The organism is Shewanella sp. 30m-14 (assembly GCF_052977125.1).
This window is the reverse complement of record NZ_JBRILW010000014.1, coordinates 42,915-61,174: the sequence shown is the minus strand read 5'-3', so window position 1 is coordinate 61,174 and position 18,260 is coordinate 42,915. Positions and strand designations below refer to the sequence as shown.

The 18,260-nt window shown below is 46.6% G+C and carries 13 protein-coding genes and 1 tRNA gene; 3 read left to right on the top strand and 11 right to left on the bottom strand.

The genetic code is table 11. The features are described from left to right. Nucleotides 1-171: 171 nt before the first annotated feature. Nucleotides 172-1,035: a formate dehydrogenase accessory sulfurtransferase FdhD gene (gene fdhD / locus ACVBIU_RS11935; protein ID WP_447163865.1), complete on the bottom strand. Its 864-nt coding sequence runs from the start codon at nucleotides 1,033-1,035 to the stop codon at nucleotides 172-174. A gap of 286 nt (nucleotides 1,036-1,321) precedes the next feature. Here fdhD and ACVBIU_RS11930 point away from each other — a divergent pair. Next, nucleotides 1,322-1,416 (top strand) — tRNA-Sec (locus ACVBIU_RS11930). Here ACVBIU_RS11930 and selB read toward each other — a convergent pair. The 10 genes from selB to zntR form a co-directional block, all read right to left on the bottom strand. Further along, nucleotides 1,394-3,310, bottom strand: coding sequence for a selenocysteine-specific translation elongation factor (gene selB, locus ACVBIU_RS11925; protein WP_447163864.1), 1,917 nt, complete (start codon nucleotides 3,308-3,310; stop codon nucleotides 1,394-1,396). The genes ACVBIU_RS11930 and selB overlap by 23 nt on opposite strands. Then, entirely contained in the window at nucleotides 3,307-4,833 is a 1,527-nt protein-coding gene (gene selA / locus ACVBIU_RS11920) for an L-seryl-tRNA(Sec) selenium transferase (RefSeq protein WP_447163863.1), read from the bottom strand. Before selA ends, selB begins: the two co-directional genes overlap by 4 nt. Before the next feature lie 99 nt (nucleotides 4,834-4,932). Next, nucleotides 4,933-5,910 carry a formate dehydrogenase accessory protein FdhE gene (gene fdhE, locus ACVBIU_RS11915; protein ID WP_447163862.1) on the bottom strand — a complete coding sequence of 326 codons (978 nt, stop codon included), beginning with the start codon at nucleotides 5,908-5,910 and terminating at the stop codon, nucleotides 4,933-4,935. Nucleotides 5,911-5,912: 2 nt separating this feature from the next. After that, complete coding sequence (locus tag ACVBIU_RS11910; RefSeq protein WP_447163861.1) at nucleotides 5,913-6,557, bottom strand: formate dehydrogenase subunit gamma; 645 nt, start codon at nucleotides 6,555-6,557, stop codon at nucleotides 5,913-5,915. A 5-nt stretch (nucleotides 6,558-6,562) separates the two neighbouring features. Continuing rightward, nucleotides 6,563-7,465 carry a formate dehydrogenase subunit beta gene (gene fdxH / locus ACVBIU_RS11905; RefSeq protein ID WP_447163860.1) on the bottom strand — a complete coding sequence of 301 codons (903 nt, stop codon included), beginning with the start codon at nucleotides 7,463-7,465 and terminating at the stop codon, nucleotides 6,563-6,565. Nucleotides 7,466-7,467: 2 nt separating this feature from the next. Next, a complete protein-coding gene (fdnG, locus tag ACVBIU_RS11900; RefSeq protein ID WP_447163859.1) occupies nucleotides 7,468-10,485 on the bottom strand; it encodes a formate dehydrogenase-N subunit alpha in 3,018 nt (1,005 codons plus the stop codon). Nucleotides 10,486-11,239: 754 nt separating this feature from the next. Further along, nucleotides 11,240-11,614 carry a thiol-disulfide oxidoreductase DCC family protein gene (locus ACVBIU_RS11895; protein WP_447163858.1) on the bottom strand — a complete coding sequence of 125 codons (375 nt, stop codon included), beginning with the start codon at nucleotides 11,612-11,614 and terminating at the stop codon, nucleotides 11,240-11,242. 90 nt (nucleotides 11,615-11,704) lie between these two features. Next, on the bottom strand, nucleotides 11,705-12,361 hold the full coding sequence (locus ACVBIU_RS11890; protein ID WP_447160805.1) for a thiol:disulfide interchange protein DsbA/DsbL: 657 nt from the start codon (nucleotides 12,359-12,361) through the stop codon (nucleotides 11,705-11,707). Between the two features lie 155 nt (nucleotides 12,362-12,516). Further along, nucleotides 12,517-13,821: an SO_0444 family Cu/Zn efflux transporter gene (locus tag ACVBIU_RS11885; protein ID WP_447163857.1), complete on the bottom strand. Its 1,305-nt coding sequence runs from the start codon at nucleotides 13,819-13,821 to the stop codon at nucleotides 12,517-12,519. A gap of 29 nt (nucleotides 13,822-13,850) precedes the next feature. Continuing rightward, nucleotides 13,851-14,327: a Zn(2+)-responsive transcriptional regulator gene (gene zntR, locus ACVBIU_RS11880; RefSeq protein ID WP_447160803.1), complete on the bottom strand. Its 477-nt coding sequence runs from the start codon at nucleotides 14,325-14,327 to the stop codon at nucleotides 13,851-13,853. A 347-nt stretch (nucleotides 14,328-14,674) separates the two neighbouring features. On the opposite strand from zntR, the gene purH reads away from it, so the two are divergent. Both purH and purD read left to right on the top strand, forming a co-directional pair. Further along, nucleotides 14,675-16,264, top strand: a complete 1,590-nt coding sequence (purH, locus tag ACVBIU_RS11875; RefSeq protein WP_447160802.1) for a bifunctional phosphoribosylaminoimidazolecarboxamide formyltransferase/IMP cyclohydrolase — start codon at nucleotides 14,675-14,677, stop codon at nucleotides 16,262-16,264. A gap of 169 nt (nucleotides 16,265-16,433) precedes the next feature. Further along, nucleotides 16,434-17,735 carry a phosphoribosylamine--glycine ligase gene (gene purD / locus ACVBIU_RS11870; protein ID WP_447163856.1) on the top strand — a complete coding sequence of 434 codons (1,302 nt, stop codon included), beginning with the start codon at nucleotides 16,434-16,436 and terminating at the stop codon, nucleotides 17,733-17,735. Nucleotides 17,736-18,260 lie beyond the last annotated feature (525 nt).

Genomic DNA, 18,260 nt, shown 5'->3' with positions numbered 1-18,260 from the left:
AATTTAAGCACTTGATCCAAAAGCTTAAATTAAGCACTTAAAATCAGCCTTAAATCCTTTATCTAACTAATAAAACCAAGTTATTAATTAATCAACTAAAATTAAGGCTAAAATTTGAAACACGCACTGAACACTGAACACTAAACACTAAACGCTGAGTAAAAAGCTTAACTAGATCACAGCTAAGTTATTATTTTCAACATTACTTAGTGTTTTATCACATAAATACAACCTTTCAGGATGGGTATATATTGTCACTCTATTTTCACGGCAAAACCCAACCAAAGTAATATTCGATCTGTTTGCGATATCAATCGCTAACGAAGTTGCTGAAGAAATTGCAAATATAATACTAATATTTGCAATAGCTGCTTTTTGCACCATTTCAAAACTGGCTCGACTGGTTAATAACAACGCCGAATGACGAGTCAGAGGATCACAGCTGATATGACCGATTAATTTATCTAGCGCGACATGACGCCCCACATCTTCGAAGCAGCACATAATATCACCTTCTGCCGACAAGGTGGCAGCAGCATGTGTGGCACCGGTCAAATTAAATGCATTTTGATGCTTATGCAGATTAGATAATGCCAATTTTAAGCTGTTTAGGTTGAATTTTTCAGTGCCTGTGACTTTTACGGTCGGTTTCACCGTTTGTTCTATCTGCTCGACACCACAAAGGCCACAGCCTGTGCGGCCGGCAAGACTGCGGCGATGCTGTTTTAACTGCATAAAGCAGCGCTGAGAAACCTCAATATGCACCAACACCCCAGTGGCAATGGCTTCAATCTCAATCGAACGGATATCACGTACGCTTTCAATAATTGATTCTGACAAGCTAAAGCCAATGGCGAACTCTTTTAATGCCGTTGGACAGGCCATCATTACGACATGAGAAATACCATTATAAATCAGCGCGACTCTGACCTCTTTCGCTACCGTTTCGATTAATGACTGCTCTCTATCATTACGAAAACATGTTACTGCTGTCTGCTCGGTAATATTATTTAAGCCACACACAAGTTCCGTCATATATCTGTTCCATTTCTTCTGCTAAATAATGTCCCATCTAGCGATCTGAATATCGATAAATGGATAGAGGTAAATAGGACTCACACTTAGTCAATATATAAGTCGATTAATATCGTTTAAAATTTAAAGCCCCACCGTCACAGCACTCTATGTGCCTGGTAAATAATGTCCCACTCATCATGTTAGATATCGATAAATGCAATGTAGACTCACAATTAATAAAGTTAGCCTGCCACTGATATTGTCTAGCTAAAAACAATTACTTATTATTCTCCGCAAGTGATACGGAAGAACGTCGTTTCCGGTGAAACGTCTGGATTTCAAATCCAGGTGGGGCTGCCAGCAGTCCCGGGTAGGTTCAACTCCTATGTTCTTCCGCCAAATCACTTGCGATAAAAATACTGCTATCGCGTATCACTCTCGAATTATCTTTCTTCTTGCGCCACGTTAATCCACTACGGTCATAAAACTCTAAAAGCTGAATACTGGCTTTGCGGCCTAATTTGATAATCGAATTGAAATCGGCAGTTTTTAGCTCACCAGCCATATCGATCTGTTTGCGGATCACATCGGCATAGAAATACAGACTTTCGGTGAGCATAAAGCGGTCTTTAATAATCGCCGACAGATACCCTAACTGGATGAGCTTACGGCACAGCGTGCGAACGACAGTCAGCTCAAGATTTAACACTTGAGCTAAGTCTGATGACCATAACGGGCTGTTGGCACTAAGCAGTTGCTGCTTTATCTGCGACCACAGCTGCTGATCAGCATCCGACAGTGCTAGGTTATGCCGTGGCAGATGCAATAAGCCGCGGGTACTTTGCAGCTGCTTTTGCTCTCTGAGCCCATCGGTTAGTTTCAACAATACAGGCAGTGGATATTGGTTATGAGTCATGCGCTGTAGGCGATTAATACTCAAACCTAATAGCTCAGGCGATTGCTGATGATAATTAGCGATAAGTGCCAGTAGTTGCGCTTCAATCTGCTGAAGCAATCCGCTCGATAACAGATAACCACCGAGACTAATCACCTGCTCATCAGCCAAACAAGGTGTTTGTTCAGTCAACTGATTCGCCCACATAAAAGCGGACTTTGCTACGCAGTGGTGGTTTATTTGCACCTGAAAACTCGCCGTTAGCGAGCCGCACAGCTTAAGGCTTTCTAAATAAGCTAAACGCTCAACGCTACGCTTGGCACGGGTTGGCGGGTTAATATCTAACACCCGCAGCGCACCTAAGGTGCTTTTAGCGGCGCTGTCGCGCACTATAATGCGATCTTGCTCGACACAACCTAATGGCTGCTCACATTGCAGCTCAACCAAGGCACTGCCGTCTGCCAGGTTTTGCAGTAAGCCTAAGCGCGCGGTAGTGTGGCGATTACCAAGATGCACTTGCACGCTTTGCCAGTGCTTAAATGGCAAGCAAGACTCAAATACGCCACAAATCACTTTTGGCGCTTCATTAGCAGCAACACTAGGTGCTAACGCGGTAAGCCAGTCGCCGCGCTCTGCGCCGCGGTGTTGATCTACGCCGGTAAGGTTCAGTGCTACTCGCTGACAATGCTGCGCGCTATCGCTCACCAGCCCTTGGCTATGTAAGGTTCTCACTTTTACCGGCTTTCGCTGGCCAGATAAATACAGGCTTTGCCCCAGGCTAACTTGGCCACTAATCACAGTACCGGTGACCACAAGACCTGCACCTTTTACGCTAAAGGCTCTGTCGATTGCCATACGAAAACTGGCTTGCTCTCGAGTCTGTTTTAGCTTTGCCATTTGTATTTCAGCAAGCTGGGTAATCGCATCGCTTAAATCACTAATACCAAAGCCGGTTTGCGCCGATACTACATAGATATCACTTTGTCTTTGATGTGTTGCCAGTAGCTCACTGACCTCAAGCTTGACCATCTCGGCCCGTTCACTATCGACTTTATCCTGCTTGCTGAGTACCACGATTAAGTGTTCAAGATTAAGCAGTTGTAAAATGGCTAAATGCTCGTGAGTTTGTGGCATCACCCCATCATCACAAGCGATGATCAGCAGCGCATGCTTAGCGCAGCTCACTCCGGCGAGCATGGTATTGATAAACTTGCTGTGGCCCGGCACATCAACAAACGCCAGGCGCTCACCACCAGCGAGATCCATAAAGGCATAACCCAGTTCGATAGTCATGCCGCGCTGTTTTTCTTCCGGTAAGCGGTCGGCATCAGTGCCAGTTAGCGCTTGAATGAGGCTAGTTTTGCCGTGATCCACATGACCTGCAGTAACAATAATCATGACGCGGTCTCCACAATTGCTGCAGACGTTTGACTAGGCTCTTGCGCTGCGGCGAGCTCTCGCTCACCGGCGATCTTTTGCTCAAAACTGAGTAGGCTTGTTGTCAGGACGTCAATAAGCTGGCTGTCACTATCAGTGCCACGCAAATCTAGCCATAATTGATTGGCCGTAATACGACCGATAATAGGGGTACTTGTGGCTTTAAATAGCTTATCCAGTTGCAACACACTTAGTGTGCTGTATTTTTTTGCTGTCGCAGGATTAACAGAGAAACACAGTGCGATGGACTCCAGTAGAACGTCTGGCTGCGAACCGCTGCCCACTTGGGTTTGGCAAGATTTGATTGTCACATCAAACAAGCTGATATTGACGTTACCAGCTAACTGCTGCTGAAGCTTTTGTGCAAGCCGTTCAAGTTCAACCAAAGGACGAGACAGTTTTCTAAAGATAGGTAACTGGCTATCTAGCGCTTCGGGATTGCGGTACTGCATCAAGGTCGCCTCGAGTGCAGCCAAGGTCATTTTATCGCAGCGCAGTGCACGCTTTAATGGATGCGCTTGCAGCTTAGCGATTAGCTCTACGTCGCCAACGACTAAGCCAGCTTGCGGGCCACCCAGCAGCTTATCGCCAGAAAAACTCACTAGATTGACGCCATCTTTTAGCATCTGCTGCGGCATTGGCTCTTTTGATAAACCAAAGCGCGATAGATCTGTCAGTGCGCCGCTGCCAAGATCGGAAATTAATGCGATGCCGCGTTCTTTACACAGTGCAGCTAATTCAGCTTCTTCGGTAACTTTAGTAAAACCACTAATATGATAATTACTGGTGTGCACCTTCATAATTGCCGCGGTGTTTTCAGTAATCGCGGCGGCGTAATCTTTAAGATGAGTGCGGTTCGTGCAGCCCACTTCCACCAGCTTACAACCCGCCTGGGCCATAATATCGGGAATACGAAACGCGCCGCCAATCTCCACCAGCTCACCGCGCGATACAATCACCTCTTTACCGGCGGCGGTCGCGGCCAACATCAATAAAACCGCGGCAGCGTTGTTATTAACGATACAGCAACTGTCTGCGCCCGTTAGCTCATGGATAAGTGCTGATATTGCGCTGTCACGATGGCCGCGCTTACCTTGGCCCATATCAAATTCAAGTGGCACCGGGCTGCGCATCACTTGGGTGACCGCGTTAATCGCTGCTTCACACATCTGCGAGCGGCCAAGGTTAGTGTGCAATATGGTGCCAGTTAGGTTAATCACAGGGGTCATGCTTTGGCGCTGCGCGCGAGTAATACGACAAACGAGCTCTTCGGCAATCAGGCTTACGTCCAAACACCAGCTTGGCAAGCTTTGCTGCAGTGCAATTTGCTGCCGCGCATCTTTAAGCATTTGTGCCAGCAAGGACTTAATCCAGGGTTTGCCCTGCTGCTCGATAAAACCTATCACTTGAGGTATCAGTAGCAAGCTGTCCATTGCGGGCAAACAACGGTAGAGGGCTTGGGTTGAGTTGATAGCTTGAGTCATAGGTCTTCGTCTGATTGTCTGTTTATAGAAATGAGTTAATTGAACTAGCCAAATAAAAGAGCCGCACCGAAATGCGGCTCTTGATTGGCTTATGTGGTACTAGTGGATGTCGCCAACCTTTTGCTGTTGATGTGGCTGAGGCTCTTTATCAAGCTGAGGCTCTTGCTCATGAGCCAGCAGCAACGGGTTTACCGTGGTTACACTGTATCCTTGCTCAACCAAGTGGCTATCCATCATCAATGTCGCCAAATCGTCTGCCGCAACCTCAAGTCTTGGGTTGATGTCGGTAAAGAACATCTTGGTGTACCCCTGACAGGTGTCGCAGCTTTCTACCCGAATAGCGGCATTAGTTTCGGTTTCAGCCCACAAGAACATGCCCTTGCTTTCGCCGCATGCAGTGCACTCGGCGCGCACTTCATGCCACTGTGTTTCACACAAACTGCAATGTAAGTAGCGTAGGCCAACACGTGGTTCTTCCTTGATCACGCTACCCACAGGGTGGCTGCCACACACAGGGCATAAACGCTTATGCGCCTCTGCCTCATCAGCCAAAGCCTGTGCAACATCCACCGCCCAATGTGACCAGTACACTGATAGCGCTGCCCAGATAAACAGGCTGTACTGCGCAGGGACTTGTGCAAAATGTCCGCCAAGCATCGACTCGGCGTAACCTTGCAATACCTCCCCTTCAGCCTTAGCGAGTTCCTTTAGCACCCCATGTAACTCAGTACTGACTTTGGGCATTAGCTCACTAATTAGCTCCAGCAATACCGACTGCCAATAATTTCCCCACTCAAAGTGCTGCTGCGCCATCGGTTGGCTTTGGCTGAGATCTAGCGTTGGCTTAGGACCAAAGCAGCTACTTGCCGCATCACCGTAAAGTGCCGCTACCTTTTGCTGTGCCTCAACTAACTGCTCGAGTAAGCCAAAGTATTCTGTTAATCCAGATTCTTCAGCTAGCTCTGCAAGTCGCTTGGCTCTAAATTGATAAACGGCCTGTGGATCTGCTGCGATCACGGTTTTAATGTCCAATGACTGTCCAGGGATCTTGTCAGCGTCGAGTATTGCTGTGCTCATAATTAGTGTTTTTCCTGCTTATTAGTCTTTAATTCAGGATCGTTTAGCATGTTAGGGTGATGCTTCTTGCACCAAGCCCGCGACACATAGCCGTACAACATGCCAGCAACTGATCCTTCCACCCACGTCGCCATCCAAAAATGCACAATCACAAAGATCAACATGATCAGTGCAGATACTGCATGAATCAAAATGGCCCACTCAATGGCGCTTGATTCAAAATAAGGGGCAAAGTAAGGCTGCCACATCATGATGCCGGTAATCGTCAATGCGATTGAGGTCACCACAAAGGTACGGAACAGCACTTTTTGACCCGGGTTGTAATGGCCGATAGCGGGGATCTTGTCCTCGTTTTCGAACATCACATCCTTAATGGCTAACATCCATTTCAGGTCGTTCTTTTCCCACTTGTTATGGTGGTAGTAGCGAACCAGCATCACCATTAACGGCAGACACATCATCAAGCCGGCAATGGGGTGAACAAAGCGCGCCATTTGCGGCGTACCTGCAATCGACCCCAACCATTGAAATGATGGGAAGAAGAAAGCAAAGCCGGTTAGGAATGTCACCAAACCTGTTGCAACCACAAACCAGTGACAGATGCGGTCGAACAACTTATGACGCAAAATCATATTCTGCTTATGCATGAGCGTTACTCCTTATCTGACTTATCTGAGTGAGTGTGGTCAAACTGTGCTGGCTCGTCCTCTTCAACAAGGTTGCGACCCACAGTGATACGGTGTAAACACGCAACAGCAACTGTTGCCATGATGCCCGCCGCACCCAATGGCTTAACCACGTCTTGCCATAACTTAACTGGCACACTCGTTTTAGGATCGGCTGGTAGGCCATAATTCTGCGGTTGATTGATATCATGCAGAATCATCATCATGCCTGTACCGCCCACACCTTCTGGGTTATATAAGCCGGCATTAACGAAGCCACGCTTATGCAGCTCTTTGATTCTAAGATCTGCAATAAACAACATGTCTTCACGCGTACCGAACTTCAAAGCGCCAGTGATACAAGACTTCACACACGCGGGCTCTTGGCCCACTTGTAGACGGTCTGAACACATGGTGCACTTGTAGGCTTTTTGATCCACAGGGTCGAGTCTTGGTACATCGAACGGACAAGCCACTACGCAGTAACCACAACCGATACACTTATCAGAATCAAAATCGACAATGCCGTTAGCATGCTGAACAATGGCACCTTTAGTTGAACAAGCCGTTAAACATGCGGGGTCATCACAGTGCATACAGGCGCTATGAGTGAAGTTCCAACGTAGCTTATTGTCCTGTTCAATTTCGTTATACTTCATCAGTGTCCAACACTCTGAAGACAAGTCCATTGGGTTCTGGTAAGAACCTTGGAAGCTACCCACAGGTGCTCTAAGGTCGTTCCATTCAGAACACGAAACCTGACACGCTTTACAACCGTTACACTTAGTGGCGTCGAATAACTTTGCCACTTTGCTTAACTTACGTCGTACCTGCGCTGCAGGGGTGAGCTCTGATGTACCAGAGCTTAAAATAATATCTTGAGCAGACATGATTAAACTCCCTCAGCCTTAGCGATATCCACAAGGAATGCTTTAAATTCAGGCACCTGTGTATTCGCATCGCCCACTTCAGTGGTCAGTACATTACAGCTATAACTTCGGCGCGTAAGACCGTTATGACCGCCATGACGCGGTAAGCCAACCGTATGTACCATCTGGCCGTGAACCTTAAGTGGTTGTAGACGCTTAGTGACTAACGCTTTAGTTAACAAACTGCCACGCTTAGAGCTCACCTTGACCCAATCACCATTAGCAATGCCTTTCTTCTCTGCAAGAATTTCATCGAGTTCAACGAAAGTTTCAGGCATAGAGATAGCCGCTAAACGACAGTGGATCGTCCAAAAGTTAAAGTGTTCTGTTAATGAGTACGTGGTGCACACATAAGGGAACTCCGTATGCGAACCTAAAGTCTCGGCCACGCCCGGCAGCATCCGCACCGCAGGGTTGCTGATCACATTCGGGTGCAATGGGTTAGTACCGATAGGCGACTCCATTGGCTCGTAATGCTCAGGGAATGGTCCTTCGGCTAATAATTTTAACGCGAAGAAACGCCCCACCCCTTCTGGCTGCATAATAAATGGATGCGCCGACTCTTTTGGCGGTAACTTCATGTTGAAGTCGCCTTGGTCGATGCCATGCCATTTACCATTAGTCCACTCAACGATGACGCGCTTTGGATCCCAAGGCTTACCATCAACGTCACACGATGCGCGGTTATATAGTACGCGGCGATTTGACGGCCAAGAGAATGCCCAACCCGGCGTAATCCCTTTACCTGAGGTATCAGAGTTGTCACGACGCGCCATCATGTTGCCTTCTTCAGTCCAGCAACCTGAGTAGATCCAGCAGCCACAAGCCGTACTACCGTCATCTTTTAACTGGCTAAAGCTATCGAGCTGTTTGCCTGTTTTAAGGTCGATACCGTTAAGCTCTTTTGCCACTTCTTCGCCATGTGGGAAGTGTGGATTATGGTAACCCCAGTTAACGGCTTCAATCGGCTCAGGCAGTACACCTCCTTCGTCTTTATAAAGCTCACGTAGCTTCATTAAAATGCCAGATAAAATTTCGGCATCTGGCTTAGACTCGCCTGGTGGGTTTGCGCCCTTCCAATGCCACTGCATCCAGCGACCGGAGTTAACGATACAACCTTCTTCTTCAGCAAATAGTGTTGTCGGCAAACGGAACACTTCAGTTTGAATGTCGCTTGGCTGCACGTCGTTGAACTCACCTGCTTTTTGCCAGAATACCGAAGTCTCAGTCGCTAACGGATCCATCACCACCATGTACTTAAGCTTGCATAATGCCGCTAAGGTCTTGTTACGGTTCGGCATAGAGTTAATCGCGTTAACCCCTTGAATGAAGTAACCGTTAACTTGGCCGTGGTACATCATGTCGATGTGTTTAGTAAAGTCGTACTGAATATCCCACTTAGGTAACCAGTCATAGCCAAAGCTATTGGCCGCCGTGGCGTTCTCACCCCAGAAACTCTTCATTTGCGAGATAAAGAACTTAGGATAGTTAGACCAGTAGTTAGTTTGGCCAGGACGCAACGCCTTAGGCGTATAGTTATCTAGGTATGTCGCTAAATCTGTATCGTTATCATTTGGCAGTTTCAAGTAACCAGGCAGGTTCTGGCATAGCAGCCCCATGTCGGTTGCGCCCTGCACGTTTGAGTGACCACGCAGTGCGTTAACACCACCACCCAATACGCCGATATTACCCAGTAGCAACTGCACTAATGCCATAGAACGGATGTTCTGCGCGCCTTTAGTGTGATGGGTCCAGCCCAACGCATACATAAAGGTCGCCGCCTTGTCATGAACGTGCGTGCTACCAATTAAGGCACACACTTTTTCATAATCTTCAACTGGCGTGCCGGTAATATTGCTTACGGTTTCAAAGTCGTAACGGTCAATGTGATGCTTTAATAAGTTCCACACGCAACGTGGGTGCTCATATGTTTCATCGACTTTGGCATAACCATCTTCATCTAATTCGTAGTACCAAGAATCCTTGTCGTAAGTGCGACTCTTGTCATCAAAACCACTAAATAGGCCTTCATTGAATTCGAAATCTTCGCGAATAATGTAGCTAGCGTTGGTGTACGCTTTGACATACTCGTAGTTAACTTGTTTAGTCTCAATGAGGTATCGACTTAGACCTAAAAGGAATGCGATATCAGTACCACTACGAAGTGGTGCATAGCAGTCAGCTAATGCTGCACTGCGATTAAAACGTGGATCCACAACCACCAATTTGGCGTTATTGTGTTCCATAGCTTCTGTAACCCAACCGAAACCGACAGGATGTGCTTCAGCGGCATTACCGCCCATGATCACCACGACATTAGCGTTCTTAATATCGATCCAGTGGTTGGTCATGGCACCGCGCCCAAATGTTGGAGCAAGACTTGCTACCGTTGGGGAGTGTCAGTTACGCGCAATAGTATCGATGGCCACTAGGCCAAGAGAACGAGCAAACTTGTGAGTAATAAAACCACCTTCATTTGGCTGTGCAGATGAAGTCATCATGCCGGTACTCAACCAACGGTTTACTGTGGTGCCATCGCTATTTTTTTCAATAAAGTTTTCATCGCGGTCGTCTTTCATCAAGCGCGCGATACGGCTAAATGCCTCATTCCAACTAATGCGTTTCCACTCGTTAGAGCCTGGCTCACGCACTTCAGGAAAATGGTTACGGTTAGGGCTATTTACATAGTCGACTAGACCGGCACCTTTAGGACACAATGCGCCGCGGTTAACCGGATGGTCAGCGTCGCCTTCAATGTGGAAAATCGCTTTTTCAGCGTTTTTACCGTTGCTACCATGGCTGTACATCAACAAGCCACAACCCACTGAGCAATAACAACAGTTATTGCGGGTTTCTTTTGCTTTCATCAACTTATACTCACGAGGCGCAGCCATCGCAGTGCCGGGCATTAATCCCAGCGCTGATATTGCCGATGTGGTCGCTCCGCAGGCACACAGTTTAAAAAACTGTCGTCTGTCCATATCACCCTCACACAATTAGTATTTTCTACTCAGGCCAATAATCTCATCTGGCGCTGTAGTTTGTTTTTTGTCATTTATCTGTCCTGCTAAGCTGCGCTTGCTTTAGCTAGCGGTAACCTAAACAGAGACTCTTTAATGCAAATTGATTATCCCCAAAGTCAGCTATACGGACAATTAATAACACACGACAAAGATCACAATAAAAAGCCAACAGAATAAAACCGATAAAAATAGAAAGAAAAAAGAATTAAATTTCACCCAAACGAAAACCAGCAGGCAAATGCGGAATAAAACACCAAACAGTTGGCAACATGAAGAAAGGGACAACTTGACACATCAGACAGGGACACTATGTCTCACCCGTAAGTAATGGTAATGATTAAATTAGGTACTTGAAAAATACATGCTTTCACACGCAATCAACCCTACAGCAAGCTTAGCGTCAAGAAATGAGGCTTTTTGGAAACATAAAGTTTAAAAATTGTTTATTTGGCCATTAATGACCACACGGGAGAACGAGACAATATGGCGCAAGAGTCATGCCCCTTTCATGAATACAGGCAAGCAAATATCTTAAAAATAGGCTGATTTGCCGTTGCAGTGTTTGAGACCCTAGATAAATAATATGAGCGAAGCACGCCTAATCGTACTTAAATTGAGTGGGTTGGCGCCCTTGCCATCGCGGTCATCGCTCAAAATGGAAGCGATTTAGCCTTGCTGTCCGCCATTGTCAGGTAATAACCAAGAGGTGAAATTAACGCAAGTTACAGGAGTTTTTTTTACCAAAGAGTCGATATCGATATTTAGCCAGCAGATTGTAACTGCCTTCGCGAATGGGTTTAGGAAAAAAGCGAAGATACCTCAGTAATACAGCCATGCCAGTGAGCGAGTTAGCGATTTCAATCACCGCGTCACTGCGTAAATAATAGCGCCCCAGCTTAATAAGAATCACGCTGTCTAGTGCAAGGTGACTAAGTTGATACTGAGCTAACAGTGCTTGACCTTGTATTGATTGTAAAGCCACAAAATTAAAGCGTTCCTCAGGATCATGGCGCCGAACAAACTGTACTGCGCCATCACATAAATTACAGACCCCATCAAAGATAATTGTCGCCTTTACTTCAGCCATAATGTGCCTAGCAACTAAAATAAGCTGTGGCTAAGCACAACGCTGCACTGACTAAGCATCTCTCCACCCCTCCATCATAGTGATACCTTATTAACGATTAGCTAAGCTTGCCTTTTCGAGTCCAACTAAATAACTGGCGATATCCATCACCTGCTCGGCCGAATTTGCCGACTCATTGAGAATGATATAACGGCCATTAACCAAGATAGTGGGTGTGCCTTGAATTTCTGCCGATGACATCAGCTGCATAGCATGCTTAAGCTTTGACACGATATCAGCCGAATAGAGCTTGCCGATAAACTCTTGCTCCGATAATCCATAACCATTTAAAAAATCAGCTAACTTAGCTTGCTGCTCAGCAAGGCTTTTCACTTCACGCAGTCCAATGATTTGATTAAACAGTGCAGCATGCACCTGCTGCTTATTTTGCATCTGCTCGGCAATAAAAAAGACTTTTGCATGTAGCTTCATCGCTTCATTCCACACCGCTGGCGATTGCACTAAAGTGACACCATCGGCCATACTTTCTTCCCAATCATGCAGGGGTTTTTCGAACAATTCACAGTGAGGGCAGCCATACCAAAAAAATTCGGTTACCGAGATATTATCGCTGCTTGCAGGAATAGGGGTCGCCAATTCGCGGTAGTGCACACCTTCAACATAGTGACCGTCACTATCTAGGCTTGATGGCTCTGAGCAAGCAACAAGGGTCATACTGAGCAGCAGTATGGTGAGGATTTTGTTCATGGCAGTTCCTTTTATTCATGTGGCTCATTGTCTCGAAAACTGTAACCAAACTTTAGCTTATTACAACAGCTTAGTACGACCTAAAAACAAAAAGGCACTCTAATGAGTGCCTTTACCTTATCAAACAATTCCCTGCAAAGATTGTTTATAGCAATTTATGAGCAGCAGTCTCGGCGCCACCAGTTTTTAGGTAGCTTATCTAAAAATACCTTAGCCATCAGTATCGCGAGTACCACACCCGAGGTATAGACGATACCAGCCGGCAATAGCTCATGCTGCTCACCAATTTGTGGCATTACCACAAAACCGAACGTCTCAACTAAATAGTTAACTAAAATACCCGACACTAAGGCGACGCCTAGGACTCCGCCCAAATAGCCATAAAGCGCACGCTTTCCTAACTCTTTTGTGACCACGCCTAAAGTAGCAATATTGGTTGCAGGGCCTGCCAACATAAACACCAACACAGCACCAGGTGAAACCCCCGCTAAGAGCAATCCTGCCGCGATAGGGGTTGAGGCCGTGGCGCAGATATACATAGGCACAGAAATAAGCACCATCACTAGCATGGCAAGAATGCCGTCGCCCCACTTTGCCATAAAGTCAGCAGGCACGTAGGTTTGCACCAGTGCCGCAAAGAACAAACCAATCAACAACCAAACCGTGGTGTCTCGAACTAGATCTGTCGCGGCGTAATGCAGACCTTTACCAATACGGCCAATAACAGAGGTGCCCTTTAATTCAGTGGCCACATCTCTGGTCGATTCACAGCAGCTCTCGACTTCAGCACTAGCCTGTTCATGGCTAGAAGTGTCCGTTTTTTTACTGCTACAACATGATGATGTAGCTTCCACTACTGGGGCTTTTTTACTTGAGCAGCACGAGCCTTTCTCAGCTTTCGCTTCAATTTTTGGCTCAGCTTTTTTGCTACTACAGCATGAAGCTACTGGCGCAACTTGCTCCTCAGCTTTTTTACTGCTGCAGCATGAGCTTACTTGCTCTGCTTTGGCACCAGTTTGTTTAGCTTCGCCACTAATATTAGCATTAGCAACGGGTTTACCATCATCGTCATCACGGCCCACCAATAAGCCTGCAACGATAGCACTAATCACCGCCGCAATAGGTCTGACTATCGCCATAAATGGACCCAGTAATACATAAGACACGGTGACTGAATCCACGCCAGTTTCAGGCGTTGATACTAAGAATGAAGTGGTTGCGGCTTTCGATGCACCGCTACGACGTAGACCAACGGCTGCGGGAATAACACCACAAGAACACAAGGGTAGAGGCGCGCCCAATACCGCTGCTTTTACCACAGTTTTAAAACCGTGGCCGCCAAGCTGCTTTTGCATCCAGGCCATAGGAACGAACATTTTCAACATGCCCGCTAGCACTAAGCCTAATAATAGCCATGGCGCAGATTCTAGAAACAACTCAATAAAGTTTTCAAATAACATAACGACTTCTCACGTGTATTCTGAGTATTTTATTTATTAGTACAGTGCTTAGTGAACCCACGTTCACCATGACTATGCTGATTATTTTCACAGCGAATGCTGTCGGTATTCGATTCTAATGCTTCGAGTATTGAGCAATGTTCAGCGCTTTCAGGGCCACCACAACAGGCTTGGGACAATCGTTGTAGCGACAATTGAAAATGGTTTAACTCGGCAATTTTCGCTTCAACATTAGCCAGTTTGTCATCCACTAATCCCTTCACATCGGCGCAAGCCCAATTGGACTTATCTAACTCAATCGAGAGCAGTTCGGTGATCTCGGCTAACGTAAACCCCACCGCTTTGGCGCGTAAAATAAAGCGTAATCGCTCTGCATCGGCTTCGGTATAGATCCGGTAACCAGAGTCGGTGCGCGATGATGGCGACAAAAGACCATGTTTTTCATAAAAACGTAAGGTATCTGTTTTGACTTCGCACAATTGTGCAAGCTCACCAATTCGATACATGCCTAGCTCCAGTTCCGTTTTAAATTTAATCTCAACATCAAAAGATAAAAAGCAAAAATAGCCCGCTTAAACCTTTTGATTTTGTCGAGTATAAACCTTGGAGTTGTATCCAAGGTCAAGACTTATTCTGCGCTTTAAAAAACACTAAAGCTTGTTCTGCTGAACGTATTGTGAAATCGCGCAGAAAAAAACACTGTCGAGTGTAAATTTACGTTAAAATATGCGCGCCGTGACGAGGGGTAAAAAATATTGAGGGGCTTTTGGAAAGCAGTGTAGGCCACAAAGGCGCGAGACTGTTCTGTTTTCCGAAAGATCCTTAAAAATAACTACTGGACCCTGTACCTACAATGAATAATGCCAGACCTATTCGTCGCGCGCTGTTAAGCGTTTCAGATAAAACCGGAATCTTAGAGTTTGCACAAGCGCTGCATGCTCAAGGTGTTGAGCTACTTTCTACAGGTGGCACCGCACGCCTGTTGGCTGATAATGGTGTGCCAGTCATTGAAGTATCTGACTATACTGGTCACCCAGAGATCATGGATGGCCGCGTTAAAACCCTGCACCCTAAAGTGCATGGCGGCATTTTAGCGCGTCGCGGTATCGACGAAATCGTAATGGAACAAAACAACATCAAGCCAATCGATTTGGTTGCGGTTAACTTGTACCCATTTGCAGCGACTGTTGCGGCAGAAGGCTGCACCTTAGCTGACGCTATCGAGAACATCGATATTGGCGGCCCAACCATGGTTCGCTCTACAGCTAAAAACCACAAAGACACTACCATTATCGTTAACGCTAACGACTACGGCCGCGTGATTGCCGAGATGCAAGCGAACGAAGGTAGCACCACACTTGAAACTCGTTTTGACCTAGCGATTGCCGCGTTTGAGCATACTGCCGCGTACGATGGCATGATAGCTAACTACTTCGGTACTAAAGTGCCTGCGCACAGCAAAGATGAGTGTCACGAAGATTCTAAGTTCCCACGCACCTACAACACCCAGTTAGTAAAAAAGCAGGACCTGCGCTATGGCGAAAACAGCCATCAAACAGCCGCTTTCTACGTTGATACTAATCTCGATGAAGCCTCTGTTGCCACTGCAGTTCAACTGCAAGGTAAAGCACTTTCATACAACAACATCGCCGATACAGACTCCGCACTTGAGTGCGTAAAAGAGTTCGATGAGCCAGCATGTGTGATTGTTAAGCACGCTAACCCTTGTGGCGTTGCTATTGGTGAAAATCTACTAGAAGCCTACAACCGTGCATTCCAAACTGACCCAACCTCAGCCTTTGGTGGCATCATCGCCTTTAACGGCGAGCTAGATGCAGCAACAGCAAGTGCGATTGTTGAGCGTCAATTTGTCGAAGTCATCATTGCGCCTAAAGTCAGCCAGGCTGCACGTGACGTTATTGCAGCTAAAGCTAATGTGCGTTTACTTGAGTGTGGACAGTGGACAAGCAAAACCACCAGTCTAGACTATAAGCGCGTTAATGGCGGCTTACTGCTGCAAGACCGTGACCAAGGCATGGTAGATTTGGATGACGTTAAAGTCGTTTCTAAACGTCAGCCAACCGCTAGCGAAATGAAAGACTTAATGTTCTGCTGGAAAGTGGCTAAGTTTGTAAAATCAAACGCGATTGTCTACGCAAAAAACAGCATGACTATCGGTGTCGGAGCAGGCCAAATGAGCCGCGTATACAGTGCTAAAGTTGCTGGTATCAAAGCCGCTGACGAAGGCCTAGAAGTGCAAAACTCAGTAATGGCATCAGATGCATTTTTCCCATTCCGTGATGGTATTGATGCTGCAGCAGAAGCTGGCATCAGCTGTATCATCCAGCCAGGCGGCTCAATCCGCGATGAAGAGATCATTGCAGCAGCAGACGAGCACGGCATGGCAATGGTATTTACCGGTATGCGTCACTTCCGTCATTAATTGGTTTGCGCGAATAAAGGGCTTTATTCGCGCATTAACAAAATTAATATTTAACGTTTAGAGCAAGCCATTTTTTCTAGGTCAAAGAAAGCACGCGCAGCGTATGCCAATACGTGAGCATGCTTGATGCAGAGATAGGAAGAATGGCGCAGCTATAAAAGGTAAAGATATGAAAGTATTGATTATAGGTGGCGGCGGTCGCGAACATGCATTGGCATGGAAGGCTGCACAATCGACGCAAGTTGAAACGGTATTTGTAGCGCCGGGTAATGCAGGTACTGCATTAGAGCCAAAGCTTGAAAACGTAGCGATTAATGTTGAAGAGATCTCGGCATTAGTTGCCTTCGCCACAGAGCAAAAAGTAGCTATCACAATAGTGGGCCCAGAAGTGCCATTAGCACTTGGTGTGGTTGATGCCTTCAATGAAGCAGGCTTGCCAATCTTCGGCCCAACCAAAGGGGCTGCGCAGCTTGAATCTTCTAAAGCCTTCACTAAAGACTTCTTGGCTCGCCACAATATTCCTACAGCGGCCTACTCAAACTTTACTGAGATAAAACCAGCTAAAGCCTATGTCAAGCAAGTAACAGCCCTGACTGGTTTCCCGATTGTCATTAAGGCTGATGGCCTAGCGGCGGGTAAAGGCGTTATCATTGCGGCAGATCAAAGCGAAGCTGATGCAGCAATCGAAGATATGCTAGCGGGTAACAAGTTTGGCGAAGCGGGCTCACGGGTTGTGGTTGAAGAGTTCTTAAAAGGCGAAGAAGCCAGCTTCATCGTGATGGTGGATGGTAAGAACATTCTTGCTATGGCCAGCAGCCAAGACCATAAAGCACGTGACAATGGTGACCATGGGCCAAACACTGGCGGCATGGGGGCATATTCACCAGCCCCCGTTGTGACTCAAGCGGTTCACGATTGGACTATCGAGAATGTAATTCGCCCAACCGTTGATGGCATGGCGGATGAAGGTAATGTTTACACTGGTTTCTTATACGCAGGCCTGATGATTTCTCCAGATGGCAGCGCAAAAGTACTTGAGTACAACTGCCGCTTTGGCGATCCAGAAACCCAACCGATTATGATGCGTTTGAAATCTGACTTAGTTGAGCTTTGTTTAGCATCAACTCGCGGCGAGCTTGATCAAGTCACTGCCGAGTTTGATTCACGCGCAGCTGTGGGTGTGGTGATGGCGGCAGGTGGCTATCCAGACGCTTACCGCAAGCATGACGTGATTGAAGGGCTAACCTTAGGTAACAATAATGCAAAAGTTTTCCATGCAGGAACGAGTATGGAAAATGGTCACGTAGTCACTAACGGCGGCCGCGTATTGTGTGCTACCGCACTGGGCAACACGGTTACCGAAGCACAGCAAGATGCTTACAACTTAGTTGAGTCTATCCATTGGGATGACGTTTACTTCCGCACAGATATTGCTTACCGCGCAATAGCTCGTGAAAATAGCGAAAGCTAAGTAACTCTATTCTCTTGTAGAACAGACATTGCTTACCGAGTAATGGGCCGTGAAAATAGCGAAAGCTAAGTAACTCTATTCTCTTGTAGAACAGACATTGCTTACCGAGTAATGGCCCGTGAAAATAGCGAAAGCTAAGTAACTCTATTCTCTTGTAGAGCAGACATTGCTTACCGAGTAATGGGCCGTGAAAATAGCGAAAGCTAAGTAACTCTATTCTCCTGTAGAACAGACATTGCTTACCGAGTAATGGCCCGTAAAAATGGCGAAGGCTAATTAGCCATCTCGTTTACAGCTATTCAACGCCCTGTTAATACAGGGCTTTTTTCATGGACTACCAAAATGGAGATGACGGTTATTATCGCCTACTAAGCTAACGCTAGAGTCAATATCTAAGGCTAAACAGATATCAAGCCTCAGTCACTTGCCCTGCCACTCTGAATTTGTATGTCACTCATCGGCCTAAAATATAAGAAAGTGAAAAGTGGGATCTAGGCCCGCTTACATTAAAATGCACACCAACTG